Source organism: Pseudonocardia sp. ICBG1142 (genome assembly GCF_020496255.1).
Taxonomy (GTDB): Bacteria; Actinomycetota; Actinomycetes; order Mycobacteriales; family Pseudonocardiaceae; genus Pseudonocardia.
Genome location: NZ_JAHLJC010000003.1, coordinates 481,124 through 506,813, shown reverse-complemented (window position 1 = coordinate 506,813; position 25,690 = coordinate 481,124). Strand labels below are relative to the sequence as shown.

14 protein-coding genes and 4 pseudogenes are annotated in these 25,690 nt (G+C 74.5%); 10 read left to right on the top strand and 8 right to left on the bottom strand.

What is annotated here, in order from left to right; genetic code table 11:
* Nucleotides 1-225 precede the first annotated feature (225 nt).
* Both KPL59_RS37380 and KPL59_RS37375 read left to right on the top strand, forming a co-directional pair.
* Nucleotides 226-1,149 (top strand): annotated as a pseudogene (locus KPL59_RS37380) (hypothetical protein); the annotation flags it as partial.
* A 60-nt stretch (nt 1,150-1,209) separates the two neighbouring features.
* Nucleotides 1,210-1,497: pseudogene (locus KPL59_RS37375) on the top strand (SDR family NAD(P)-dependent oxidoreductase); the annotation flags it as partial.
* 11 nt (nt 1,498-1,508) lie between these two features.
* Here KPL59_RS37375 and KPL59_RS02430 read toward each other — a convergent pair.
* A pseudogene (locus tag KPL59_RS02430) lies at nt 1,509-2,269 on the bottom strand (transposase family protein).
* 124 nt (nt 2,270-2,393) lie between these two features.
* Here KPL59_RS02430 and KPL59_RS02425 point away from each other — a divergent pair.
* The 5 genes and pseudogenes from KPL59_RS02425 to KPL59_RS02405 all read left to right on the top strand — a co-directional run bounded on the left by KPL59_RS02425 (nt 2,394) and on the right by KPL59_RS02405 (nt 13,779).
* Nucleotides 2,394-3,425: a beta-ketoacyl reductase gene (locus KPL59_RS02425; protein ID WP_226359773.1), complete on the top strand. Its 1,032-nt coding sequence runs from the start codon at nt 2,394-2,396 to the stop codon at nt 3,423-3,425.
* Nucleotides 3,426-3,464: 39 nt separating this feature from the next.
* Nucleotides 3,465-9,623, top strand: a pseudogene (locus KPL59_RS02420) (type I polyketide synthase); the annotation flags it as partial.
* Nucleotides 9,624-9,656: 33 nt separating this feature from the next.
* On the top strand, nt 9,657-10,868 hold the full coding sequence (locus tag KPL59_RS02415; protein ID WP_226352487.1) for a cytochrome P450: 1,212 nt from the start codon (nt 9,657-9,659) through the stop codon (nt 10,866-10,868).
* A complete protein-coding gene (locus tag KPL59_RS02410) occupies nt 10,865-11,932 on the top strand; it encodes an acetylserotonin O-methyltransferase (protein ID WP_226352486.1) in 1,068 nt (355 codons plus the stop codon). The genes KPL59_RS02415 and KPL59_RS02410 overlap by 4 nt, the downstream gene beginning before the upstream one ends.
* A complete protein-coding gene (locus KPL59_RS02405; protein WP_226359771.1) occupies nt 11,929-13,779 on the top strand; it encodes an FAD-dependent monooxygenase in 1,851 nt (616 codons plus the stop codon). The genes KPL59_RS02410 and KPL59_RS02405 overlap by 4 nt, the downstream gene beginning before the upstream one ends.
* A gap of 80 nt (nt 13,780-13,859) precedes the next feature.
* Here KPL59_RS02405 and KPL59_RS02400 read toward each other — a convergent pair whose 3' ends face one another.
* A complete protein-coding gene (locus KPL59_RS02400; RefSeq protein WP_226359799.1) occupies nt 13,860-14,618 on the bottom strand; it encodes an SDR family NAD(P)-dependent oxidoreductase in 759 nt (252 codons plus the stop codon).
* Nucleotides 14,619-14,674: 56 nt separating this feature from the next.
* Nucleotides 14,675-15,385, bottom strand: coding sequence for a transposase (locus KPL59_RS02395; protein WP_226359770.1), 711 nt, complete (start codon nt 15,383-15,385; stop codon nt 14,675-14,677).
* Nucleotides 15,386-15,505: 120 nt separating this feature from the next.
* Here KPL59_RS02395 and KPL59_RS02390 point away from each other — a divergent pair, with 120 nt between their 5' ends.
* Nucleotides 15,506-16,270 (top strand): transposase, encoded by a 765-nt coding sequence (locus KPL59_RS02390; RefSeq protein WP_226359769.1) that lies wholly within the window; start codon nt 15,506-15,508, stop codon nt 16,268-16,270.
* A gap of 375 nt (nt 16,271-16,645) precedes the next feature.
* Nucleotides 16,646-17,524 carry a cyclopropane-fatty-acyl-phospholipid synthase family protein gene (locus tag KPL59_RS02385; protein WP_226352484.1) on the top strand — a complete coding sequence of 293 codons (879 nt, stop codon included), beginning with the start codon at nt 16,646-16,648 and terminating at the stop codon, nt 17,522-17,524.
* A gap of 123 nt (nt 17,525-17,647) precedes the next feature.
* Here KPL59_RS02385 and KPL59_RS02380 read toward each other — a convergent pair whose 3' ends face one another.
* Genes KPL59_RS02380 through KPL59_RS02370 form a run of 3 tightly spaced genes read right to left on the bottom strand, consistent with a single transcriptional unit; the run spans nt 17,648 to nt 20,561 of the window.
* Nucleotides 17,648-17,959 carry a ferredoxin gene (locus KPL59_RS02380; RefSeq protein WP_308187816.1) on the bottom strand — a complete coding sequence of 104 codons (312 nt, stop codon included), beginning with the start codon at nt 17,957-17,959 and terminating at the stop codon, nt 17,648-17,650.
* Nucleotides 17,956-19,137, bottom strand: a complete 1,182-nt coding sequence (locus tag KPL59_RS02375; RefSeq protein WP_226352483.1) for a cytochrome P450 — start codon at nt 19,135-19,137, stop codon at nt 17,956-17,958. Before KPL59_RS02375 ends, KPL59_RS02380 begins: the two co-directional genes overlap by 4 nt.
* Before the next feature lie 17 nt (nt 19,138-19,154).
* Nucleotides 19,155-20,561: a glycosyltransferase gene (locus KPL59_RS02370; protein WP_226359768.1), complete on the bottom strand. Its 1,407-nt coding sequence runs from the start codon at nt 20,559-20,561 to the stop codon at nt 19,155-19,157.
* Between the two features lie 66 nt (nt 20,562-20,627).
* Between KPL59_RS02370 and KPL59_RS36480 the strand changes: the two genes are divergently transcribed.
* Entirely contained in the window at nt 20,628-23,288 is a 2,661-nt protein-coding gene (locus tag KPL59_RS36480; protein ID WP_308187815.1) for a LuxR C-terminal-related transcriptional regulator, read from the top strand.
* Between the two features lie 11 nt (nt 23,289-23,299).
* Here KPL59_RS36480 and KPL59_RS02350 read toward each other — a convergent pair whose 3' ends face one another.
* On the bottom strand, nt 23,300-24,481 hold the full coding sequence (locus tag KPL59_RS02350; RefSeq protein WP_226359767.1) for a 3-deoxy-7-phosphoheptulonate synthase: 1,182 nt from the start codon (nt 24,479-24,481) through the stop codon (nt 23,300-23,302).
* Nucleotides 24,478-25,539, bottom strand: coding sequence for an FkbO/Hyg5 family chorismatase (locus KPL59_RS02345; protein WP_226359766.1), 1,062 nt, complete (start codon nt 25,537-25,539; stop codon nt 24,478-24,480). Before KPL59_RS02345 ends, KPL59_RS02350 begins: the two co-directional genes overlap by 4 nt.
* Between the last annotated feature and the right edge of the window lie 151 nt (nt 25,540-25,690).

Here is a 25,690-nt window from a genome sequence, read left to right as displayed (position 1 = left end):
CCCGCTCGTCGTCCCGGCCACCGGAGCGCTCGCGCTGCGCAGGTCCGCGCCGGCGACGACGACGGGTCCGGGCGCCACCCGGTCACCGTCCACTCCCGCACCGGGGACGCCCCGTGGGTCGCGCACCGCCACCGGCGTGCTCGCCGGACCCGGCCCCGACGGTTACGAGGTGCCCGCCGTCCTCCCGCAGCCGGACCGGGACCGCCGAGGAGATCGCCCCGGACGGTGCGCTCCCGGCGGACGGCCCGGTCTCGGTCCGCGGAGCGTGGCGGACCGACGACGGCGTCCTCGTCGAGATCGCGCTGGTGGAGACCCCGGGCCGGGGGCCGGTCGGCTGGGGACTGCACCCCGCGCTGCTCGACGCGGCCGTGCGCATCGCCGCCGCCGACGCCGGGGAGCCCGCCCTGCGGGCCACCGCCTGGCACGACGCACGGCTGCACGCGACCCACCGGCGCCACCGTGCTGCGGGTGCGGGTCGCCCTGCGCCCCGACGGCACCGGCGGCGTGCGGATCTCGGCCCACGACGGCGCGGGCGCCCCGGTCCTCACCGTGGCCGCCACCCTCGCCGTCCCCGACGGGACGCCCGTGCGCCCATCGCGCGGCGCCGGGGCGCTGCTGCGCACCGACTGGGTCCCGGCCGAGGACCTCGCCCCGGTCGACGTGGCGCGCTGGGCGGTGCTGGACCCCACCCCGGCCGGCGCCGAGCCGGACGTCGCCCGCACGGTGGCCGAGGCGCTGACCGGGACGGGACGCGAGGTCGGCGTGGTGGCCACGGTCGACGCGGTGCCCGACGGCACCGGCATGCTCGTGGTGCCGCTGCCCGCGAACACCGACGGGTCCGTCCCCGGACGTGCCCGCGCGCTGGCCCATCGCACGCTCGGCGTCGTCACCGACCGGCTGGCCACCGAGCGCCCCGACCTGACGGTGCTGTTCCTGACCCGCGGCGGCGTCGCCGCCGCACCGGACGAACGGCTCGCCGACCCGGCCACCGGCACCGTGTGGGGGCTGGCCCGCTCGGCCCGTTCCGAGCCCCCCGGCGTCTTCGCCGTCGCCGACACCGACGCCGGGTCGCTCGCCGCGCTCGCCACCCTCCCCGCCCTGCTCACGGCGGGGGAGACCGAGTTCGTCCTGCGCGACGGCGCGGTCCGGGTGCCCCGGCTCGCCCCGGCCGACGGACCCACCGACGGCACCGGGGACGGCCCGGTGCCCGGCTGGGACCCGGACGGGACCGTGCTCGTCACCGGCGCCACCGGCGGCCTGGGCGCCGAGCTGGCCCGGCACCTGGCCGGCCGGGGCCACCGCAACCTGCTGCTGGTCTCGCGCCGCGGCCCGGACGCCCCCGGCGCCCTGGAGCTGAGGGCCGAGCTCGCCGCGCACGGCGCGGAGGTCACCGTGGCCGCGGCCGACACCGCCGTGCGGGCCGACCTGGCCGCCGTGCTCGCGGCGGTCCCGGCCGAGCACCCGCTGACCGCGGTGGTGCACACCGCCGGAGGCTTATTCAGGCTCCGTCAGGTAAGTGTGTAGAAGATGAGTCCGATGACTGCCGAGATTGTCGTTTTAAATGTGGCGTAGGGCCGCCGGTAGTCTGTGTGGAGAACTTTCCACGTTTTGATATGAGCGATGACTCGTTCGATGGTGGCGCGTGTGTGGTTGAGGCTCTTGTTGAATGTTTTTGCCAGTTGAGAAGTTCCCGGCCGGGTGGTTTTTTGAACGGGGTGAGCATGCCGCGCCCGATGTATCCTTTATCGCCCCGGGGGGTATGTGGCGAGGTGGTCGAGGGCGCCGGATTGGTCGAGGCAATATAGGTCGTGTCGGAGCCTGGGGTCGGGTCGGAGATCCACGACAGCTGCCCTTCCAGGGTGGCTGCGACCTGGACGACGACGCCGGTGGTGCGATGCTTGCCCGACCACAGACCCGGCACCGCGGCCCATGACCAGCAGGGCAGCAAGGTTCCATCGATGATGTACTGCCGATCGGCACGAAGCTCCTCTGCCGTCGGAACGACACTCCGCAGCGCCTGTGCCAGCAACGGTGTCACCCCCGTGATCGCTCGACTAACCGTCGACTGCGACACCCCATAGGTTTCCGCCAACTCCCACTGCACACGATTCCCGCGCAGATACGCCAACGTGATCACCACCGACCAGAACAACCCCAGAACCGGCGGCCAAGACAAACGTGCCTCCGTCGCGTCCCGCTGATCCTGCTCATACACTATAGCGACAAGATCCTGAATTTCATCACGCCGGAAACCAGTGGTATAGTACATACTGCGGCAGCCCGTTCATCTCGGATTGATTCGGCAAACCAATATTCGCGATGGACGGGCTGTCGCCCAACCCGACACGCCGGGCTAGATCGTTATTTCACGGGGCCTGAATAAGCCTCCCGGTGTGCTCGACGACGGCACCGTCGGCTCGCTCACCGACGAGCGGCTCGACACCGTCCTCGCCCCGAAGGTCGACGGCGCCTGGCACCTGCACGACCTCACCCGCGACGCCGGGCTGCGCGGGTTCGTCCTCTACTCCTCGGTCGCCGGCGTGCTCGGCGCCGCGGGGCAGGCGAACTACGCCTCCGCGAACGTCGCCCTCGACGACCTGGCCCGACACCGGCACGACCTCGGCCTGCCCGGGCTGTCGCTCGCCTGGGGCCCCTGGGCGGCCGGGATGGGCGAGGCCGTCGCGGAACGGGCCGCCCGCACCGCGATGCCGCCGCTGGACACCGCCGACGGCCTGGCCCTGTTCGACGAGGCGGTGACCCGCACCGACCCGGTCCAGGTCGCCGTCCGCCTCGGTGGTGGCGGGGGCCGTCCGGCCGGACCGGTACCGCCGATCCTGCGCGGCCTGGTCGTCGGTGGCCGGCGCAGCGCGTCGGACCGGACGTCGTCGCAGGACCTGGCCCGGACCCTGACGGAGATGGCGCCGGAGCGCCGCGAGGAGCACGTGCTGTCCCTCGTCACCCGCAGCGCCGCCGCGGTGCTCGGGCACGACGTCGCCGAGGTCACGGTCGACAAGGAGTTCCGGGCGCTCGGCGTCGACTCGCTCGCGGCGGTCGAGCTGCGCAACGGGCTCACCGCGGCGACCGGGCTGACGCTGCCCTCGACCCTGGTGTTCGACTTCCCGACCCCGCTCGCGGTGGCCCGGCACCTGGTCGGCGAGCTGGTCGGCGCGACCGGCCCGGTGCCCGCGCTCACCGCCGAGCTCGACCGCCTCGACGCGGCCCTCGCCTCGGCCGATCCCGCCGACCTCACCGGCGCCGACGTCCTCACGCGTCTGCGCCGGCTGCTCGCCCGGCACGAGGCCCGCGACCGGGGCCCCGGCGGGGCCGGGGTGGAGGACCGGATCCGCGAGGCCAGCGCCGAGGACGTCCTGGCCTTCATCGACAACGAGCTGGGCCGGGCCCGCAACGGCTCCGACCACTCCTGACCGCCGACCCGTCAGCCCAGAAGGAAGGTGCCCGCCGTGCCGGACGACCAGAAGCTCGTCGACTATCTGAAGTGGGTCACGGCCGACCTGCACCGGACGCGCCGGCGTCTCGAGGAGGCCGAGGCCGGTGTGCGGGAGCCGATCGCCGTGGTCGGCATGGCCTGCCGGTTCCCCGGCGGGATCGACTCGCCCGACGACCTCTGGCGGCTGCTGTGCTCCGACGACGACGTGATCGGGCCGTTCCCGACCGACCGGGGCTGGGACCTCGCGCTGCTCGCCGGCGGCGAGCGCGGGCACAGCGCGACCCTGCGCGGCGGGTTCCTCGACGGCGCCGGTGACTTCGACGCCGGATTCTTCGGGATCTCCCCGCGCGAGGCGCTCGCGACCGACCCGCAGCAGCGGCTGCTGCTGGAGACCACCTGGGAGGCGGTCGAGCGGGCCGGGATCGACCCGGAAACCTTGCGCGGCAGCCGGACCGGTGTGTTCGTCGGGACCAACGGTCAGGACTACGGCCACGTGCTGATGCGGTCCGGGGAGGACGTGGAGGGCCACGCCGGGACCGGCACCGCGGCCAGCGTCATCTCCGGGAGGCTGTCCTACGCACTCGGGTTCGTCGGCCCGGCGGTGACCGTGGACACCGCGTGCTCGTCGTCGCTGGTGTCGATGCACCTGGCGGCGCAGGCGCTGCGGGCCGGTGAGTGCGGTCTCGCGCTCGCCGGTGGCGCCACCGTGATGGCCACCCCCGGCAACTTCGCCGGGTTCACCCGGCAGGGCGGTCTCGCCGCCGACGGCCGGTGCAAGGCGTTCTCCGACGACGCCGACGGCACCGGCTGGTCCGAGGGCGCGGGCGTGGTGCTGCTGGAGCGGCTGTCCGACGCCGTCGCGCACGGGCATCCGGTGCTCGCGGTGCTGCGCGGGTCCGCGGTGAACTCCGACGGCGCCTCCAACGGTCTCACCGCACCGAACGGCCCGTCGCAGGTCCAGGTGATCCGCTCCGCACTCGCCTCGGCCGGTCTCGACCCGGCCGACGTCGACGCCGTCGAGGCGCACGGCACCGGCACCGTGCTCGGCGACCCGATCGAGGCCCAGGCGCTGATCGCGGCCTACGGAGCCGACCGGGAGCACCCGCTGCGCCTCGGCGCGGTGAAGTCCCGCCTCGGGCACACCCAGGCCGCCGCGGGCGTCGCCGGGGTGATCGCCACCGTGCAGGCGCTGCGGCACGGCACCCTCCCGCGCACCCTGCACGTCAGCCGCCCCACCACGCATGTCGACTGGTCCGGTGGCGAGGTCGAGCTGCTCACCACCGCGCAGGCGTGGCCGCGCACCGACCGGCCGCGCCGCGCCGGGGTGTCCGGGTTCGGCATCAGCGGCACCAACGCGCACCTCGTCCTGGAACAGGCCCCGGAGCCGGAGCCCGACGACGGTGCCCCCGAGCCCGGCGCCGCCCCCGGCGGGACCACGGCGGCACCGGGGACACCGGGGACACCGGGCACCGTGCCCTGGCCGGTGTCGGCCCGCACGGCGGGTGCGCTGGACGGCCAGGTCGAGCGGATCACCGCCCTGGCCACCGGACCGGACGCCCCCCGTCCCCTCGACGTCGGCTGGTCCCTGGCGAGCACCCGCGGCACCCATCCGCACCGCGTCGTGCTCGCCGCAGGCCCGGACGGCGTCCGCGAGCTCGCCCGCGGCACCGCGACCCGGCGCAGCACCGCGCTGCTGTTCTCCGGACAGGGCAGCCAGCGCCTCGGGGCCGGCCGCGAGCTGTACGCCACCGAGCCCGTCTTCGCCGACGCGATCGAGACGGTGTTCCGCCACCTCGACCCGTGGCTGGAGCGCCCGCTGCGCGAGGTCCTGTGGGGCGAGGACCCGGACACCCTGACCGAGACCGGGTGGGCCCAGCCCGCGCTGTTCGCCGGCCAGGTCGCGCTGTTCCGGCTGCTGGAGTCCCGGGGCGTGCGCCCGGACGCGCTGCTCGGCCACTCCATCGGCGAGCTCGCCGCCGCACACGTCGCCGGGGTGTTCGGGCTGGAGGAGGCCTGCGCGCTCGTCGCCGGCCGGGCCCGGCTCATGCAGACCATGGCCGGCGAGGGCGCGATGGTCGCCGTCGAGGCCACCGAGGACGAGGTCGTGCCGCTGATCGCCGGGCACACCGACGAGGTCGCGCTGGCCGCGGTCAACGGGCCCCGCTCGGTGGTGGTCAGCGGGGTGACCGCCGTCGTCGAGGAGCTGGCGGCCCGCTGGTCGGCCGAGGGACGCCGCACCACCCGCCTGGCCGTCTCGCACGCGTTCCACTCGCCCCTGCTCGACCCGATGCTCGACGACTTCCGCGAGATCGTCGCCGACCTGACCGCGGCCGCGCCGTCGATCCCGCTGATCTCCGACCTCACCGGCCGCCCGGCCACCCGGGAGGAGCTGGCCCGGCCCGAGTACTGGGTCCGCCAGCTGCGCGACCCGGTCCGGTTCGGCGACGGCGTCGCCACCCTGGCCGGGCTGGGCATCGGCGCGTTCGTCGAGGTCGGGCCCGGTTCCACGCTGACCGCACTGGCCGCGGCCTCGGCCCCCGACGGCGCGGTGCTGGTCCCGGCCCTGCGCACCGGCCGGAGCGAGCAGGACTCGGTGCTGGGTGCACTGGCCGAGCTGCACGTCGCGGGCGGACAGGTGGACTGGGCGGCGGGGTTCGCCGGGACCGGTGCGCGCCGGGTCGAGCTTCCGACCTACGCCTTCGAGCACCGCAGGCACTGGCCGTCGGGCACCGCCGCGATCGGTGTCCCCGACGCCTCCGGCCTCGGTCTCGGCTCGGCGGACCACCCGTTGCTCGGCGCCACCGTCTCGGTCGCCGGGTCCGGTGAGACCGTGCTGACCGGACGGATGTCGCTCGCCGAGCAGCCGTGGCTGGCCGACCACGTCGTGGGCGAGCGGGTGCTCTTCCCCGGCACCGGCTTCCTCGAGCTCGTCCTGCGCGCGGGCGACGCCACCGGCTGCGAGCGGGTCGAGGGGCTGACCCTGACCGAGCCGCTCGAGCTCGGCCCGCACGACGCCGTCGCCCTGCAGGTCAGGGTCGGCGCCCCCGAGGACCCCGCGGCGGCGGACCCCCGCCGCCCGGTGACCGTGCACGCCCGGCCCGCCGGCGACCCGGACGGCCCGTGGACCCTGCACGCGTCGGGACGGCTGACCACCGCCGACGACGCCGTCCCGGCGCCGGACGACGCCGAGTGGCCGCCCGCCGGGGCCCGACCGGTCGACCTCGAGGGGTTCTACGAGGGCCTGTCCGAGCACGGCAGGCTGCACTACGGCCCGGCCTTCCGCGGTGTCGCGCGCGCCTGGCGCCACGACGGCTCCGTGTACGCCGAGATCTCCGCCGGGACGACCGGCGACACCGGCGGCTACGGCGTGCACCCGGCGCTGCTCGACGCGGCGCTGCACCCGATCGTGCTGCTCGAGGAGGACACCCCGGGCCTGCCGTTCGACTGGTCCGGGGCCGTCCTGCACGCCTCCGGCGCCACGACGCTGCGGGTGCGGATCACCGCCGCGGGCCCGGGATCGGTGAGCGTGCGGGCCAGCGACCGGGCGGGCCTGCCGGTCCTGACCGTGGAGGCGCTGGAGCTGCGCACCACCTCGGGGCGCGGTGGCCCCGCCACCGGACGGCTGCCGCTGCTGACGCAGGACTGGCCGGAACGGGCGGGTGAGGCACCCGACCCGGGCGGGCTGCGATGGGGGATCGTCGGCGTCGACCACTGGCACCTGGGTTACGGGGTGCACTCGGCGGGGCACACCGTCGACGCGTTCGGAGACACCCTCGGCGCCGTCGCGGACGCCGCCGCCGGCGTCCCGGACGCCGTGCTCGTCCCGCTCGCCGCGCCCGACACCGACGACGTCCCGGCCGCGACCCGCGAGCTGGGCGGACGCACCCTGGCACTGCTGCAGGAGGCGCTGTCCGACGACCGGCTCGCCGGCTGCACCGTCGTGTTCGTGACCAGCGGCGCCGCGGCACCGCCGGGGGAGGCGCCGCGCGACCTGCCCGCGGCCGCTGCCGCCGGGCTGGTCCGCTCGGCACAGTCGGAGAACCCCGGCCGGTTCCTGCTCGCCGACATCGACGTCTCCGAACACTCGGTGGCGGCGCTGCCCGGCCTGACCGCCGGGGACGAGCCGCAGGTCGTCGTCCGCGACGGTGTCGTGCGCGTCCCGCGGCTGGCGCCGGTCACCACCGCGCTGTCCGGGACCCCGGACCCCGACCCCGACGGCACCGTGCTGGTCACCGGCGGGACCGGCGGGATCGGCGCGGAGCTGGCCCGGCACCTGGTCACCGGGGCGGGGGTGCGCCACCTCGTCCTCGCCGGGCGTCGCGGCGCCGACGCCCCGGGTGCGGTCGCCCTGCGCGACGAGCTCGCCGAGCACGGCGCCCGGGTCACCCTCGCCGCCTGCGACGTCGCCGATCCCGGCGCCGTCGCCGCGCTCGTCGCGTCGGTCCCGGAGGCGCACCCGCTGACCGGGGTCGTGCACGCCGCGGGGGTCCTGGACGACGGCCTGGTCGCGGCGGCCACCGCCGACGGGCTGGCCGGGGTGCTCGCCCCCAAGGCCGGCGGTGCCTGGAACCTGCACGAGGCGACCCGCGCGCTGCCGCTGCGGTTCTTCGTCCTCTACTCCTCGGTCGCCGGGATCATGGGCGGCGCCGGGCAGGGGGTCTACGCGGCGGCGAACTCGTTCCTCGACGCGCTCGCCGCACACCGGCACGGACTCGGCCTGCCCGCGACGTCGATCGCCTGGGGGCCGTGGGAGCCGACCGGCGGCATGACCGCCGACCCGGCCGCCGCCGAGCGGATCGCCCGCTCCGGGTTCCCGCCGCTGACCGTGCGCCGCGGGCTCGCCGCGTTCGACGCCGCGGTCGCCGCGGACCGCCCGGCCACGGTCGTGCTGGAGCTCGGGACCGGGCGCGGCGGCGCCGCAGCCGGCACCGTGCCGCCGCTGCTGCGCGGCCTGGTCCGCCGGACCCGCCCGGTCGCCGGGACCGGTGTCGCCCCGGCGACACTGGGCACCCGGCTCCGGGAGCGCGACGCCGACGGGCGGGTGGAGCTGCTGCGCACCGAGATCGTGGCCCAGGCCGCCCGGCTGCTCGGGCACGACGACCCCGCGGGCATCGACCCGGACCGGGACTTCCTGGAGCTGGGCTTCGACTCGCTGATCGCGGTCGAGATGCGCAACGCGCTGTCCGAGGCGCTCGGTCTGCGGCTGCCGACCTCGGTGGTGTTCGACCACCGCACCCCCGCCGAGCTCGCCCGGTACCTGGCGACCGCACCCGAGGTGGTGGAGGGCGCCGCGACGTCCGGCGGGCCCGGGCCCGGGCCGCGGACGGTGCCCGCCGGGGAGACCGTGCACGAGCTGTTCAGCCAGGCCGTCCGGGACGGGCGGTCGCTGGCCGGGCTGCGGATGCTGTCCGCGGTCGCCGCACTGCGGCCCAGCTTCGAGAGCCCTGCCGAGCTGGCGGAGCTGCCCGCACCCGTGGTCCTGGCCGAGGGGTCCCGGGACCCGCGGCTGATCTGCATCAGCTCGCCCGGAGCGAGCGCCGGCGTGCACCTCTACGCCCGGATGGCGGCCCACCTGCGCGGCCGCCGGCACGTCTCGGCGCTGCCGCTGGTGGGCTTCGCGCCGGGGGAGAGCCTCCCGGCGAGCACCGAGGCGGCCGGCCGGGTCGTCGCGGAGAGCATCCTGCACGCCTCCGAGGGCGAGCCGTTCGTCCTGCTCGGACACTCCTCGGGGGGCACGCTGGCCTACTTCGCCGCCGGGATCCTCGAGCGCACCTGGGGGGTCCGCCCGGAGGCGGTGATCATGCTCGACACGCTGAGCCTGCGTTACGACGGCGGCGAGGCGATCGACTTCGACGCCACCTCCCAGCACTACTTCACCACCATGGACTCGCCCGCGGTGAGCATGAACAGCGCTCGGCTCTCCGCGATGGCGCACTGGTTCGTGAGCATGACCGGCATCGGTGACGAGCCGACGGTGCCGACGCTCATGGTCCGGTGCTCGCGCGACGACGAGGCCACCGGCGCGGCCACCGCGTCCGGGATCAGCGTCGCCGTCCCGGCCGACGAGGTCCGGGAGATCCCCACCACGCACATGGCGATGGTGATGGAGGACTCCGCCCTGACCGCCGGTGTCGTCGAGGAGTGGCTGACCGAGCGCGTGCCGGCACGCACCTGACCCGTCCGTCCCGGTCCACCCGAGGGAGAACCCATGTCCACCTCCACGACGAGTGCCGCCGCGGCACACGACGAGCCGCCGATCGTCGGCATCGACCCGCCCGGTGTGCTCACGCTGAGCCCGCTGCGGCTGCGGCTGCAGCAGCAGGCCGGGGTGTGCCCGATCCGCACCCCGGTCGGTGACCCCGCATGGCTGGTCACCCGGCACGCCGAGGTCGCGACCCTGCTGACCGACAACCGGCTCGGCCGGTCCCACGAGGACCCGGCACACGCCCCGAAGTTCCTCGACAACCCGATGCTCGACATGCTCATCACCGACGCACCCCCGGAGGTCGAGCTCCAGGAGCACCTGACCAAGCGCGCGATGTACACCGCGAGCTTCGCCGCCCGCCGGGTGCTGGACCGCCGCGCCTCCGTGGAGGCCATCGCCGAGCGGCTCCTGGACCGGATCGAGGAGGCGGGCGCCCCCGCCGACCTGCACGAGGCATGGTCGATGCCGTTCCCGCAGCAGGCGCTCTGCGACATGATGGGCATCCCGGAGGAGGAGCGGGAGCCGCTGCTGTCCATGATGGACCGGGTCGGGGACACCACCGACGCCGCGGACTCCCACGCCGGGATGGAGGCGCTGTTCGAGCGGGCCTCCGCGACGGCCGCCGGGGTGCGGGCAGCGCCGGGCGACAACGTCGTGTCCCGGTTCGTCGAGACCGGGCTGGACGACCGCGCGATCGCGACGCACATCGTCGCGCTGCTGTTCACCGGGCTGTCCGGGCTGGCCAGCCACGTCGACTTCGGCACCCTGCTGCTGCTGCGCAACCCCGAGCAGCGCCGGCGCGCCGTCGCCGACCCGGACGTGATGTCGCGGGCCGTCGACGAGGTGCTCCGCGCGACGATCGGCGCCCCCGTGCTGCCCCGCTACGCGCACACCGACATCGAGGTCGACGGCGTCACCATCCGCCGCGGCGACCTGGTGATGGTGGACTTCTCGCTGGCCAACCACGACCCGCGCGTGTTCGACGACCCGTTCACCTTCGACGTCGACCGCGTGCCGAACCCGCACTTCACCTTCAGCCACGGCCTGCGCCACTGCACCGGCGCGCCGCTGGTGCGGATCATCCTCGGGGTGGCCTACCGGGCCCTGTTCGAGCGGTTCCCCGACCTGCGCCTGGCCGTCGACGACTCCGAGCTCGCGCCGCACCCGGGCGGCCGCCTGGCCGGCGGGCTCGCCGCCCTTCCCGTCACCTGGTGACCGAGACCCGTGAGGAGACCGACGTGACCGAGCAGTCCGCACGGCCGTCCCAGATACCGCTGCTGAACCTGGTGAACGGGTTCATGGCCTTCAAGACCCTCGCCGCCGCCGTCGAGCTGGACGTGTTCACGGCCCTGTCCGGCCGAGGTGCCCGGACGGAGGCGGAGCTCGCCGAGGAGCTCGGGCTCGCTCCGCGCCCCGCACGCGTGCTGCTGGCCGCGCTCACCTCCCTGGAACTGGTCGAGCGCACCGCCGACGGCCACTACCGCAACACCCCGCTCGCCCAGGAGTTCCTCGTCGAGGGGGTCGAGGACCACTTCGGCGGCTTCGTGCAGTTCTACGATCGGGTGCTCTACCCCGGCTGGCAGGGCATCACCGAGGCGCTGCGCACCGACAGCCCGGTGTTCGCCGAGCCGGAGGAGCGCGACAGCGTCTTCGAGGTCGACAACTTCGTGATGACCGAGTTCTTCGGCAACGCGATGCACGCCGTCGCACTCACCACCGCGGGCGCGCTGGCCGGGGCCTACGACGTCGGCCGGCACACCGCGCTGCTGGACGTCGGCGGCAGCTCCGGCGGGTTCCCGATCGAACTGTGCCGGCGTCACCCGAACCTGAGGGCGACCGTGTACGACCTGCCGCACGTCTGCCCGGTCGCCACGAAGAAGGTCGCCGCGGCCGGTCTGGAGGACCGGATCGGCACCGCACCGGGCGACCTGTTCACCGACGCCGCCCTGCCGTCCGGACACGACCTGATCGTGCTCAGCCAGGTCCTGCACTGCGCGGGGGAGGAACGCAACCGGGAGACGCTGCGCAAGTGCTTCGAGGCGCTGCCGCCCGGCGGTGCGGTGGTGGTCTGCGAGCTCCTGCTCGACCCCGCGCGCAGCGGACCTCCCGCCGCGGCGCTGATGGGCATGAACATGCTCGTCGCCCACGACGGCGGGGAGAACTACTCCGAGACCGAGTACCTGGGCTGGCTGGCCGACACCGGGTTCGTCGACCTCGAGGTCGTCCGGTTCGAGGCCGCGGGCGCCAACGGCGCGGTGGTCGGGCGGCGGCCCGCATGACCGGCGGCCTGCCCGAGGTCGACGTGCCCGGGGTCGAGGTGCCCGGGGTCGAGCGGCGCGAGGACGACGTGCGCGAGGTCGACGTGCTCGTCGTCGGCGGCGGCGGGGCCGGCCTGACCGCCTCCATGCTGCTGTCCCGGCTGGGGATCGACTCGCTGCTGGTCAGCGCCCGTCCGGACACCTCGACGGTGCCCAAGGCGCACGTGCTGAACCAGCGGACCATGGAGATCCTGCGCGAGCTGGGCCTGGCCGAGCAGGTGTACGCGGCCGGGACGCCCGCGGCGAACATGAGCCACACCGGCTGGTACGCCGGGCTGCGCGGCGAGCACGACGACTACGGGCGCGAGATCGCCCGGATCGAGTGCTGGGGCGCCGGCGCGACCGCCCCGGCCTGGGTCGCGGCCAGCCCGTGCCGCACCACCAACCTCCCGCAGATCCGGCTGGAACCGCTGCTGCGCCGCCGCGCCGAGGAGCTGGCCCCCGGCCGGGTCCGGTTCGGCCGGGAGGTCACCGCCCTCGACCCCGACGAGGACGGCGTCACCGCCACCGTGCGCGACGTCGCGACCGACGAGGTCACCCGGGTCCGGGCGCGGTACGTGCTCGGGTGCGACGGCGGCCGCTTCGTGGGGCCCGACCGCGGCGTGACCATGGAGGGCGTCAGCAACCTGTTCCGGTCGATGTCGGTGCACGCCACGACCGACCTGACCCGCTGGCTGCGCGACGACGAGGTCCTGATCCGCTGGATCTGGCTGCCGCACATCGGTACCAGCTGCGCGATCGTGCCGATGGGACCGCAGCGCTGGGGGACCGACTCCGAGGAGTGGGTGTTCCACCTGAGCTTCCCGATGGACGTCCCGGTCCCCGATGACGAGGCGGTCGTGGCCGAGCTGCGCCGGGCACTGGGCCTGGACCGGCACCCGATGCAGGTCCACCGGATCAACCGGTGGCTGGTGGAGGGCGTCGTGGCCGACCGGTTCGCCGACGGCCGGGTGCTGCTGCTCGGCGACGCCGTGCGCCGGCTGCCGCCGACCGGCGGGCTCGGGCTCAACTCCGCGATCCAGGACGCGCACAACCTGGTCTGGAAGGTCGCCGCGGTGCTGCAGGGCCAGGCCGGACCCGGCCTGCTCGACAGCTACGAGGCCGAGCGCAAACCGGTCACGGTGCAGTTCGTCCAGCACGCCGTGGCCAACATCGTCACCCATCTGCGGGGCATGGAGGCGGCCGGCTTCGGCCCGGGCAGCGACCCGGACCGGAACTGGGCGACGCTGCGCCGGATGTGGGGGGACGACCCCGCCGACGAGGACCTCCGGCGCCGCATGCGCCGTGCCTTCGCCGACCAGTCCGGGGAGTTCGACGCGCTCGGCATCGAGTACGGCTACGAGCTGGACCCTGCCGACCCGGCGACCGCGCTCGTGGACGACGGCTCGCCGGCGGACCCGCCGCCGGACCCGCGGATCCACCGGCCGGGCACCCGTCCGGGAGCACTGCTGCCGCACGCCTGGGTCGACCCCGACGGCGACGTCACGGCCCGGCTGCCGGTGATGGACCTGGTCCGTCCCGGTCGGTTCCTGCTGATCGCCGGCGAGGACGGGCAGGCCTGGGCCGAGGCGGCGGCGAAGGTGGCCGGCGAGCTGGGTGTCGGGCTGGACGCGGTCCGGATCGGGCACCTAGACGGCGACCTGCTCGCCCCCGGAACGGCCTGGCTCGACCGGCGGGGGACCGGCCCCGGCGGAGCGGTGCTGGTCCGCCCGGACCGGGTCGTGGCCTGGCGCGCCACCGGTCCCGCGGACGATCCGGAGGCCGAGGTGACCGCGGCACTGGACGCGGTCCTACGCCGCGACCGCTGACCTGCCCGGCGTCGCTCCTGCCAGGTGTCGTCCCCGACCGGTGCCGCCCGGCCCGTGGCGGCACCGGTCAGGGCCGCGGATCAGTCGGCCGAGGCGCCGCCGTCCACCGGCAGCACCGTGCCGGTGATCCAGCGCGCCTCCTCCGACAGCAGGAACACCGCGACCCTGGCCATGTCGTCGGGCAGGGCGAGGAACGGCAGCGGCGCGGTCTCGGCGACCTTCTGGCGGATCGCGTCGCTGGTCACCCACGGGGTGAGCATCTCGGTCATCGTCGCCCCGGGTGCCAGGCCGTTGACCCGGATGCCCCGGTCGGCATAGGTGATCGCGGCGGTGCGGGTCAGCCCGTCGAGCCCCGCCTTGGACGCGCCGTAGGCGGGCAGCTGCGGGGTGCCGACCAGGCCGGCGACCGAGGAGGTGTTGACGATGCTGCCGCCCTCGCCCGCCAGCATCGCGCGGATCTCGTGCTTCATCGCCAGGAACGTGCCGCGCAGGTTGACCGCCACGACCTGGTCGAACTCCTCGGTGGGGACCTCGTGCAGCGGGCCGGGGGTGTTGCCGACGCCCTGGACGTTGAACGCCGTGTCCAGGCCGCCGAGCCGCTCCACCGTGGCGTCCACGAGGGCCGCGACCAACTCCTCGTCCTGCACGTCGCAGGGCATCGGGAGCACCGGTCCGGCCGAGGCGGGTAGTCCGTCGCGGACCTCGGCGCAGACCTGTTCGAGCCGGTCGCGCCGGCGCGCCGCGGCCACCACGGACGCACCCTCACGGGCGAAGCGCCGCACGGCGGCGGCACCGATGCCGCTGGAGGCGCCGAGCACGATCGCGCGCCGCCCTCGCAGCCGGTCCGCCTCGAAGCCGACCGGATCGGGATGGATGGAGGCTTATTCAGGCTCCGTCAGGTAAGTGTGTAGAAGATGAGTCCGATGACTGCCGAGATTGTCGTTTTAAATGTGGCGTAGGGCCGCCGGTAGTCTGTGTGGAGAACTTTCCACGTTTTGATATGGGCGATGACTCGTTCGATGGTGGCGCGTGTGTGGTTGAGGCTCTTGTTGAATGTTTTTTGCCAGTCGAGAAGTTCCCGGCCGGGTGGTTTTTTGAACGGGGTGAGCATGCCGCGCCCGATGTATCCTTTATCGCCGATCGGGGGGTATGTGGCGAGGTGGTCGAGGGCGCCGGATTGGTCGAGGCAATATAGGTCGTGTCGGGAGCCTGGGGTCGGGTCGGAGATCCACGACAGCTGCCCTTCCAGGGTGGCTGCGACCTGGACGACGACGCCGGTGGTGCGATGCTTGCCCGACCACAGACCCGGCACCGCGGCCCATGACCAGCAGGGCAGCAAGGTTCCATCGATGATGTACTGCCGATCGGCACGAAGCTCCTCTGCCGTCGGAACGACACTCCGCAGCGCCTGTGCCAGCAACGGTGTCACCCCCGTGATCGCTCGACTAACCGTCGACTGCGACACCCCATAGGTTTCCGCCAACTCCCACTGCACACGATTCCCGCGCAGATACGCCAACGTGATCACCACCGACCAGAACAACCCCAGAACCGGCGGCCAAGACAAACGTGCCTCCGTCGCGTCCCGCTGATCCTGCTCATACACTGAGGCTTATTCAGGGCCCGTGAAATAACGATCTAGCCCGGCGTGTCGGGTTGGGCGACAGCCCGTCCATCGCGAAGATTAATTTGCCGAATCAATCCAAGATGAACGGGTTGTCGCAGTATGTACTATGCCACTGGCTTTCGGCGTGATGAGATTCAGGATCTTGCCGCTCTGGTGCATGAGCAGGATCAGCGGAACGCGACTGGCCTGCGACGGCCTTGGCCGCCGATTCTGGGATTGTTCTGGTCGGTGGTGATCACGTTGGCGTATCTGCGCGGGAATCGTGTGCAGTGGGAGTTGGCGGAAACCTATGGGGTGTCGCAGTCGACGGTTAGTCGAGCGATCACGGGGGTGACACCGTTGCTGGCACAGGCGCTGCGGAGTGTCGTTCCGACGGCAGAGGAGCTTCGTGCCGATCGGCAGTACATCATCGATGGAACCTTGCTGCCCTGCTGGTCATGGGCCGCGGTGCCGGGTCTGTGGTCGGGCAAGCATCGCACCACCGGCGTCGTCGTCCAGGTCGCAGCCACCCTGGAAGGGCAGCTGTCGTGGATCTCCGACCCGACCCCAGGCTCCCGACACGACCTATATTGCCTCGACCAATCCGGCGCCCTCGACCACCTCGCCACATACCCCCCGATCGGCGATAAAGGATACATCGGGCGCGGCATGCTCACCCCGTTCAAAAAACCACCCGGCCGGGAACTTCTCGACTGGCAAAAAACATTCAACAAGAGCCTCAACCACACACGCGCCACCATCGAACGAGTCATCGCCCATATCAAAACGTGGAAAGTTCTCCACACAGACTACCGGCGGCCCTACGCCACATTTAAAACGACAATCTCGGCAGTCATCGGACTCATCTTCTACACACTTACCTGACGGAGCCTGAATAAGCCTCACTATAGCGACAAGATCCTGAATTTCATCACGCCGGAAACCAGTGGTATAGTACATACTGCGGCAGCCCGTTCATCTCGGATTGATTCGGCAAACCAATATTCGCGATGGACGGGCTGTCGCCCAACCCGACACGCCGGGCTAGATCGTTATTTCACGGGGCCTGAATAAGCCTCATGTGGCCGATGGGGGAACGCATATTCCGATTCTGCGCCCCGACCCGCCGGGAAACCGTATCGAGGAGATTTTCCGGATAATTCCCTAGACGCCCCTCGAATAGTGTCACCCGATGGAATGACGTATCCGTGCGATGAGTGTCACCGGTCGCCGGACCGCCCGGAGAGGACCTTTGCGACAATGACCGACACGGACACGGGAACCGGCCGACACGACGATTCCGCCGAGGCGGTCGGCCGCCTCTACGACGCGTTCGGCGAGCAGTGCGCCGAGCGCGGCACCGACGCCGACGACGACACCGACGCCGGCAACTTCGGCTTCGGCGACCAGCTCCACTTCGGGTACTGGGAGTCGCCGCAGGAGGAGCTCGGTCTCGCCGAGGCCTCGCTGCGGCTGACCGACATGGTGATCGAGCGGCTGGCGGTCGGGCCCGGCTCCCGGGTGCTCGACCTCGGCTGCGGGATCGGCGGCCCGGCCCTGCGGCTGCACGCACGGACCGGTGCCGCGGTCGAGGGCGTGACGCTGAGCCGGGACCAGGTGGACGAGGCCCGGCGTGCCGCGGAGATCGCCGGCGCCGACCACGCCGTGCGGTTCCGGGTGGCCGACGCGCGCCGGACCCCGTTCGAGGACGCGTCGTTCGACGCCGTCGTCGCGCTCGAGTCGATCATGCACGTACCGGACCGGTCCGAGGTGGTAGCGGAGGCCGCCCGGGTGCTGCGCCCGGGCGGGCGCCTGGTCCTCACCGACTTCTTCGAGCGGGGGCCGATCCTGCCGGAGCAGCGTCCGGCCCTGCGGATGCTGCTGGAGGGCTCGATGATGTCGCTGTCGCGGGCCGGGGACTACCCGGAGCTGCTGCGGGCCGCGGGGATGACCTTCGAGGAGATCCGCGACATCAGCCGGCACAGCACCCGGCGCACGTTCCTGGAGATGGCGCGGGTCCAGCAGCGGGCGGCCGCCGGGTCCGGGGGCGCGGCCGACTGGCCGGACCCGTGCGCGGAGATGGCCGCGGTCGACGGCTTCGGCTACCTGCTGCTGACCGCTCGCCGCGTGGACGCCTGACAGCGCCGACCGACACCGACGTCCGACATACCCGGACCGGCGACAGGGATGCCCCGCCCGCGTTCCGCGGAACGCGGGCGGGGCACCCCTGTCAGGTCCGTTCCGGCCGGCGGGCCGGCCCCCTCACGACGGTCCGGCGTCGGGGACCTGTCGGATCGCCCCGGACGGGCAGATGCGCGCCGCCAGACCGACCCGGTCGGCCCGGTCGGCGGGCGGGGTCTCGTCGAGGACCACCACGAAGCCGTCGTCGTCCTGGTCGAAGATCTCGGGCGCGGAGAGCACGCACTGGGCGGCCCCGATGCAGCGGTCGACGTCGACGACGATCCGGCCGGCGCCGCCCGCGGCGGTCGTGGCCCGCGTCCCGTCGGTGCGGTCCGTGTGGTCGGTGCGGTCGGTGCTGTCCGTGGGCGGGGCCTCTCCCCGTGGGCGGCTCACCAGCGCACCGGCAGGGCGTGCAGGCCGAACAGCACGCCGTCGTACTTGATCGGGAGGTCCTCGGCGGGCACCCCGAGCCGCAGGCCCGGGACCCGGTCGAACAGCGTCCGGTAGGCCAGCTCCATCTCGGTCCGGACCAGGTTCTGGCCCAGGCACTGGTGCACACCGAACCCGAACGCGACGTGCTGGCGGGACTCGCGCGACGGGGCGAAGCGTGCCGGGCACTCGCCGAAGACCTCGGGGTCGTGGTTCGCCGCGGCGATCAGCGGGACGATGCCCTCACCGGCCGCGATGGTCCGACCCCCGATCTCGACGTCGGACACCGCGACGCGCAGCGCGACGATGTCGGCGACCGAGTGCAGGCGCAGCAGCTCGTCGGGCAGACCGTCGGCGCCGATCCACTCGGGGTGCGCCAGCAACGTCACCGCACCCAGCGCGATGTTGTTCGCGGTGGTCTCGTGCCCGGCGATCAGCAACAGCATCGCCACCCCGGACAGCTCCTCGGGGGTGAAGTCCCCGGCGGTCACCAGCCGGCTCAGCACGTCCTCGCCGGGGCGCCGGGTCCGGATCGCGATCAGCCGGTTCAGGTAGCGGAGCAGCTGCTCGGTGGCGGTGTCGCGGTCGGCGTCGGCGGACCCGATCGTGACGAGGGTCCGGGTGCGCGACTCGAAGAAGTCCCGGTCGACCTCGGGCACCCCGAGCAGCGCCGAGATCACCAGGGAGGGGACCGGCAGGGCGAAGTCGGCGACGAGGTCGGCCTCGCCGTCGCGGGCCAGCAGGTCGTCGACGACGCGGTCGACCACCTGCTGGATCGCCGGGCGCATCTCGCGCACCCGGCGCACGCTGAACTCCGGGATCAGGGCGCGCCGGAACCGGTCGTGCTCGGGCGGGTCCAGCGACACGAACCAGCCGGGCACCTCGGTCGCCGAGGGCGCGCCGCCGTTGGCGTTCGGCCGGGGGAAGCCCTCCCGGTCGGGGTTCGAGCTGATCCGCCGGTCGGTGAGCACGGCGCGGACGTCGGCGTGCCGGGTCACCAGCCAGACCGGCGTCCCGTCCGGCAGCGCGGCGCGGACGGGTCCCTGCCCACGCAGCGCGTCGTACTCCGGGGGCGGGAAGGGTTTGCCCGGCCCGCGCATCAGGAACGGGACGAGCTCGGGATCGGTCTCGGTGGTCGACATGGTTCCTCCGGGGAGGGTCAGGGCTGGGGGACGGACGGGGCCGCTCGACCGGCGCCGAGGAGCCCGGTGACCAGGTCGGCGGCCCGCTCGCGTCCGCCCGCCGCCCGTTGCAGCGCGGCGAACCGCCGGGCGTTCTCGGCGAACGCGGGCTCCTCCAGCACCCGGGTCACCGCGTTCTGGAGGTCGTCGATGCCGAACCGGCGCGGTCGGCGCAGCGACAGCCCCACGCCCAGGTCCTCGGCCCGTACGGCCTGGTCGTGGCAGTCCACCCACAGTGGACGGACCACCATCGGCTTCCCGAACCAGAGGCTCTCGTGGTAGGCGTTCCCGCCGCCGTGCGAGAGGAAGGCCCGCACCGAGGGGTGCGCGAGCACGTCCAACTGGGACGGCACCCAGCTCACCACCCGCAGGGAGGCCGGCAGTGTGTCCGGGAGGAGGTGCTGCTGCTCGGCGGGGAGCTTCCACAGCACCTGGTGACGGCCCTCCAGCCGGCGGGCGAGCTCCACCATCGTGGCGACCTCGGGGCGGGTGAGCCGGGTGATGGTGCCGAAGCCCGCGTAGAGCACCGAGGTCTGTGCGTCCAGCCAGTCGGTCAGCTCACCGGGGGGCTCCTGCGGCAGCGGCGGGATCATCGCGCCGACGGTCCGGAACACCGCGGGCAGCTCGAACGGGTAGTCCAGCTCCGGGATCGAGTAGTTGAGGACCATCGCCGCGGACTCGGTCCGGGTGAACTGGCCCGCCGAGGCGGGGTCGACGCCGAGCTCGGCGGCGATCCGGGCGTCCTCGGCGTTGCGACGGCGCATGGCCGGGGACAGGAACAGCCCGAGCATCCGCCACCGGAACCAGCGGTTGGCCAGCCGGCCCAGCGGCCCCGCGTGCGCGGAGCGCCCCGAGTGCGGCACCGGGAAGTCCTTCGGCGTGTAGGACGGCCCGAACGGCACCAGCGAGGTCAGCAGGTTGCTGGGGACGAACGGGTTGCTCAGCACGAACGGGATGCCGCGGGTGATCGCGACCTGGACGCCGTACTGGCACATGCTCTCGACGACCATCAGCGACGGCCGCACCCGGTCCACCACCGCGAGCAGCCTGCGGTACTTCTCGGCCTGCGCTCCGGGCACGTAGGTCTTCCGGATGACCGCGGCGCGGGCCCGGAACCGGGACCGCCCGGTCACCCGCCGGTAGGTGCGGTCGTCCCAGGTCACCGACGACAGCTCGCCGACGACCTCCCCGAGGCCGCAGAACCGCACCGGGGCGCCACCGTCCGCGCCGGCCGCCTTGACGTCGTCGCGTCGGTGGTCGTCGGTGGCGAACCAGAGGTCGGCGACGTCGCGTCGGGACAGCTCCCCGGCGAGCACGAGCATCGGGTTGATCAGGCCGCTCTCCGGCAGCCCGACCATCAGCACCGCGGGGCGGGTCGCGTTCATGCCGTCCATGGCACCGGATCGGGAACCGGGATATTGCCAGTCTTCGACGACCTAGCCTCGGTGGTCGTGAGCACCGTCCTGCCCGGCCGCACCGCGCAGTGGGCCGCCCTCGGCGAGCAGCTCGACCTGCTGCGCCGCGGGACCGGCGGGGTCGCGCTGCTCGACGGGCCACCCGGCTGCGGGCGTACCGCACTGCTCGACGCCGTCACCGCGCGGGCCGCGGCGACCGGGACGACGGTGCTGCGGGCCACGGCGTCCGCGGCCGAGCGGCCGGTGCCCTTCGGTGTCGCCGCCCAGCTGTGCGGCCGTCCGCTGCCCGACCCGGGCCCGGACCAGGCGGCCCGCGCGCTGCGGGTGGAGGAGCTCGGCGCGGCGCTGCCACCCGGGCCGGTGCTGGTGGCGGTCGACGACGCGGGCGAGACCGACGACGCCTCGCTGGGCCTGCTGTGCTGGATCGCGCGCCGGACCGGTCCGGGGCGACCGGTCCTGCTGCTGGTCGCCGCACCCGGTGCCGCGCTCGCCCACGACCTGCGGCGCTGCCCGGCGGCCCGGGAGCACGTCGTCGGCCCGCTGGACGCCGACGCGGTCGCCGAGGTCTGCCGGGCCCGGCCGGGGCCGGGGCCGGAGGCCGTGCTGGCGGCCACCGGCGGGCACCCGGGGCTGGTCGCGGCACTGCTCACCGACCACGCGGCCGGGCGGACGACGGTGCCGGGGCCGGCGCTGGTCCGGGCGGTCGAGGTGCTGCTCGCACGGCTGCCCGAGGGGGCGTCGCGGCTCGCGCTCGCCCTCGCGGTCACCGGGCGCCGGACCGCGGCGCCGCCGCCGGCGACCGGTGCGGTACCGGGCCCTGCCGAGCCGCGGCGGTCGGCCGCGACCTGTGCGCTCGCCGCCGCCGGGCTGCTGACCGGCGACGAGCTGCCCGGCGGGGTCCGCGACGCGGTCCTGGCCGGTGTGCCCCCCACGGAGCTGCGGGCCCTGCGGCTGCGGGCCGCCGAACGCCTGCACGACCGCGGCGCTCCGGTCGCCGACGTCGCCGAGCGGCTGGCCGAGGCCGGTGGGGCCCTGCCGTCGTGGGCGGTCGGGGTGCTGGTCCGCGCCGCGGACGAGGCGCTGTGCGACGGGCGCACCGCCACGGCCCGCACGCTGGCCCGGGCCGCGGTGACCGCGGCCGCCGGTGCCGGCCCCGCCGACGTCCTGGCCGCGGACACCTGCGCCACCTGCGCCGAGTGGCGGGCCGGACCGGGCCTCGCGGACCGGTTGCTGACCCGCCCGGCCGCGGCCGTGGCGCAGCTGCCCGATCCCGAGCTGGCGCCGCTGCTGCGTCGGTTGCTCTGGCACGGCCGCACGGACGAGGCCGGTGCGGTGGCGGCGCGGCTGCGGGCCGTCGGGGGCCCGGACACCGGCGCCGTCGAGGGCTGGCTGGTCCGCACCCATCCGGGATCGGCGGGCCCGGGCCCGGCTCCGCTGTCCGCGCGGCCCGGGCCGGTCCCGGGAGACCCGGCCGTCCCGGCCTGGACGGCCGTCGCCGACGCGCTGGCCGCGGTGTGCACCCGCGACCGGCGGGCCGAGGCCGCGGCGACCGCCGAGCAGGCGCTGGTCCGTGTCCGGCCCCGGGACCACGCGTGCTGGTGGCCGGAGGTGGCGTTCGAGCTGCTGCTCGTGCTGGTCTACGCGGGACGGCCTGCCGTCGCGTGCGAGCGGGCCGCGGCGATCGCGGCCGAGGAACCGCCGGGCCCCGGGCGGGCCCTGGTCCGCGCGGCGGGCGCGGAGGCCGCGCTGCGGCTGGGTCGGCTCGGGGCGGCGGGAGCGGCGGCGTCGGCGGCGCTGGAGATCGGACCGGGGGACTGGGGCGTGGCCTGCGGGGTGCCGCTGGCCACCGCGGTCGTCGCGGCCACCCGCGCAGGCCGGCTCGGCGACGCGGCCGCGCTGCTCGCCCGCCCGGTGCCTCCCGCGCTGTTCGGCACCCGCTACGGACTGCACTACCTGTTCGCCCGCGGGGAGTACCACCTGGCCGCGGACCACGCGCACGCCGCGCTCGCGGACTTCCTGTCCTGCGGTGAGCTCGCGGTCGGCTGGGGCCTGGACCGGCCGGGTCTCGTGCCGTGGCGGGCCGGAGCGGCCGCCGCCCGGCTGGGTGGGACCACCCCGCGGGACGAGGGCCGCTCCGAGGCCCGGCGGCTGCTCCAGGAACAGCTCGCCGCGACCGGCGCGGGCCCGTCGGGGGAGCGCGGCACGGCGCTGCGGCTGCTCGCCGCCGCGGGTCGCAGCGCAGGCCGGGAGCAGGTGCTGGAGGAGGCGGTCGCCGTGCTGGAGGCGGCCGGGGACCGCTACGGGACCGCCCGGGCACTCGCCGACCTGGCCCGGGTGCACGCCGGAGCGCGCCGGCACCGACGCGCGCTGGCCACCGCCCGGCAGGCGCTGACCCTCGCCGTCGACTGCGGGGCCGACGCGCTGGCCACGACGCTGCGCGCCCACTGCACCGCGGATCCCGATCCGGAGCCGGGGCGGACGGCCGCGGTGCTGACCGCGGGCGAGCGTCGGGTGGCGGAGCTGGCAGCGGCGGGCCTGACGAACCGCGAGATCGCGCAGCGGCTGCACATCACCGCCAGCACCGCCGAGCAGCACCTGACCCGGGTGTTCCGCAAGCTCGGCGTGCGGGACCGCACCTCGCTGCCGGCGTCCCTCGGACCCGGAACGGCCGCGGAACCGGAAGCGGCGTCGGCGTAGACCGCCCGCGTTCAGCAGGCGGCGATCACCGCGCGCGCCTGGGCCGGGTTCAGCCGGGGATCGCACGGCGACTCGTAGCGGGCCGCCAGCGCACCGGGGCCGGGGACGTCGGCACCGACGCACTCGGTCACCGGGGTCGCGGCGGTCTCCAGGTGGAGCCCGCCGGCGTGCAGCCCCGCCGCGGCGAGGACCTCGCCGAACGCGCGCACCTCGGCGACGACGTCGGCCAGCATCCGGGTCTTCGTCCCGTCGGGCGTCCGCACGGTGTTGCCGTGCATCGGGTCGCACAGCCACACCACCGGGTGGCCGGCGTCGCGGACCGCGGCGACCAGCGGCGCGAGCAGCGTCCGGACCCGGTCCCGGCCCATCCGGGAGACGAGGGTCAGTCGGCCGGGGGAGCGGTCCGGGTCCAGGAGCGCGCACAGCCGCCGCAGCCGGTCCGGCGTCGCGGTGGGACCGACCTTGCAGGCGACCGGGTTGGCGACCCGGGCGAGCAGCGCGACGTGTGCCTGCCCGGGGTCGGCGGTGCGGTCGCCGATCCACGGCAGGTGGGTGGAGGTGAGGTGGTCGTCGCCGCTGACCGGGTCGTGGCGCACCTGGGGTCGCTCGTAGTCGAGCACCAGCGCCTCGTGGCTGGTGAAGGGCCCGGTCCCGGACCGCGACGGGTGCGCGCGGACCCCGGCCAGCACCGTGGCCGCCGCCCGGTGGGCACGCACCAGGCGGTCCGGGTCGGGCCTGCGGGCCCGCTCGTCCGGCTCGGGTGCGTTCACCAGGTCCCCGCGGTAGACCGGCAGGACGACACCGTCGTGCTCCTCCACCGGCGACGACCGCGGCTTGGCGTACTGGCCGGCCATCCGCCCGATCCGCAGCACCGGGTGCCCGGTGCGGTCGGAGAGCAGCGCGGCGAGCGCGTCGAGCTCGGCGAGCCGGCGGGCGTTGTGCCCGGCGCCGCACTCGTCGAGCCGCTCGGCGCAGTCGCCCGCCTGCAGCACCACCGCCCGCCCCTCGGCGACCTCGCCCAGCGCGCGCCGGGCCCGGGCGATCTCGTCCGGGCCGACCAGCGGCGGGGTCGAGGCGAGCCTGCGCACGGCGCGGCCGAGGCCCGGGTGGCCCGCCCAGTCGGGCTGCTGCGCGGCGGGTGGCCCGGCGGGGTCCGCCACGGCCGGCGCGGCCGGGATGGCGGACCGGGTCACGGCCGCGGTCCGGCGACGGTGCGGGCGATGCCCTCGATCTCGACCAGCAGGTCGGCCCGGCAGACGTCCACGACGAGGTAGCGCACCTCGGCGTGCGGGGACAGGGTGGCCTCGACGATCGCGCGCACCGTCGGGACGTCGTCCGCGTGTCGCACGTACACCTTGACCAGGTCGAGGTCGTACAGGTCGGGGACGGCCCCGGCGGCCGGGCCGGAGGCGGCGAGCACACGAGCGATGTTCTCCAGGGCGAGCCCGGTCTGGCGCTCGACGTCGCCGTGGAACCGGGTGAGGTGCCCGGTGATGCTCGCGGTGCCCGACACGTACACCGGTCCGGGCCCGTCCAGCACCAGCCGGGTCGCGCGGGCGAACCTCGGCGCCTCCGGCCCGTACCGCTTCGGGTAGCGGTAGGCCGCGACCTGCTGCGGGTTCTCGGCCGGCGTGCCGTGCCCGTTGCGGCTGGCCAGCAGGTAGAACATGATCCCGTCGCCGCGGGCGCCGATGCCGGTCGCGGCCGGGACCTCGGTGTCGGGGAACCCGTTGCGGCGGAAGGCGTGCGCACGGCCGAGGCAGAAGTCGCGGTAGACCTCCAGGCCGTCGGCGTTGTCCTCGTTGATCCGGTTGACGAAGTTCCACATCCGGAAGCAGCGGGTGTGGCCCAGCTCGTGCATCAGGTCGATCGCGGTGGTGTACGCCGAGCGGGTCGCCTCCGCGTAGCTGTCGGCCTCGGCGATGTGCCCGGCACAGAGCAGGAACTCGTCGTCGCGCGACCACACGATCCCGTCGGTGCTGCCCGTCTCGACCGGGCCCTCGGTCGTCCACACCTCGGAGAACGCGGGCAGATCCGCGGTGCCGGTGCCCATCCCGAGCCCGAGCCGGGGATGCCCCCCGGTCAGCGACGCGCCGGTGGCGGTGTCGCCGTAGTCGATCCGGCCGAGCACGGGGCGGGTCGCGCAGTAGGCGTCGGCGTCGGCGATGTCGACGAACGCGGCGGCCGGGGCGCGGCCGGGGGCGGGGCGTCGGGGGAGATCGGTGCGGGGCTGGAACTGGATCTGCGTCACGTCGGCTTCCCGTTCGCGTCGGTGAATGGGTCGGACAGTGCGGCGGCGTCGCGGAGGAACGGCAGCGGAGCCTCGGCGGAATCGCCGTGGAATCACCGTGGAATCGCCGTCGAATCCCGGAGACATCTCAGCGACATCGCGGCGGAATCGT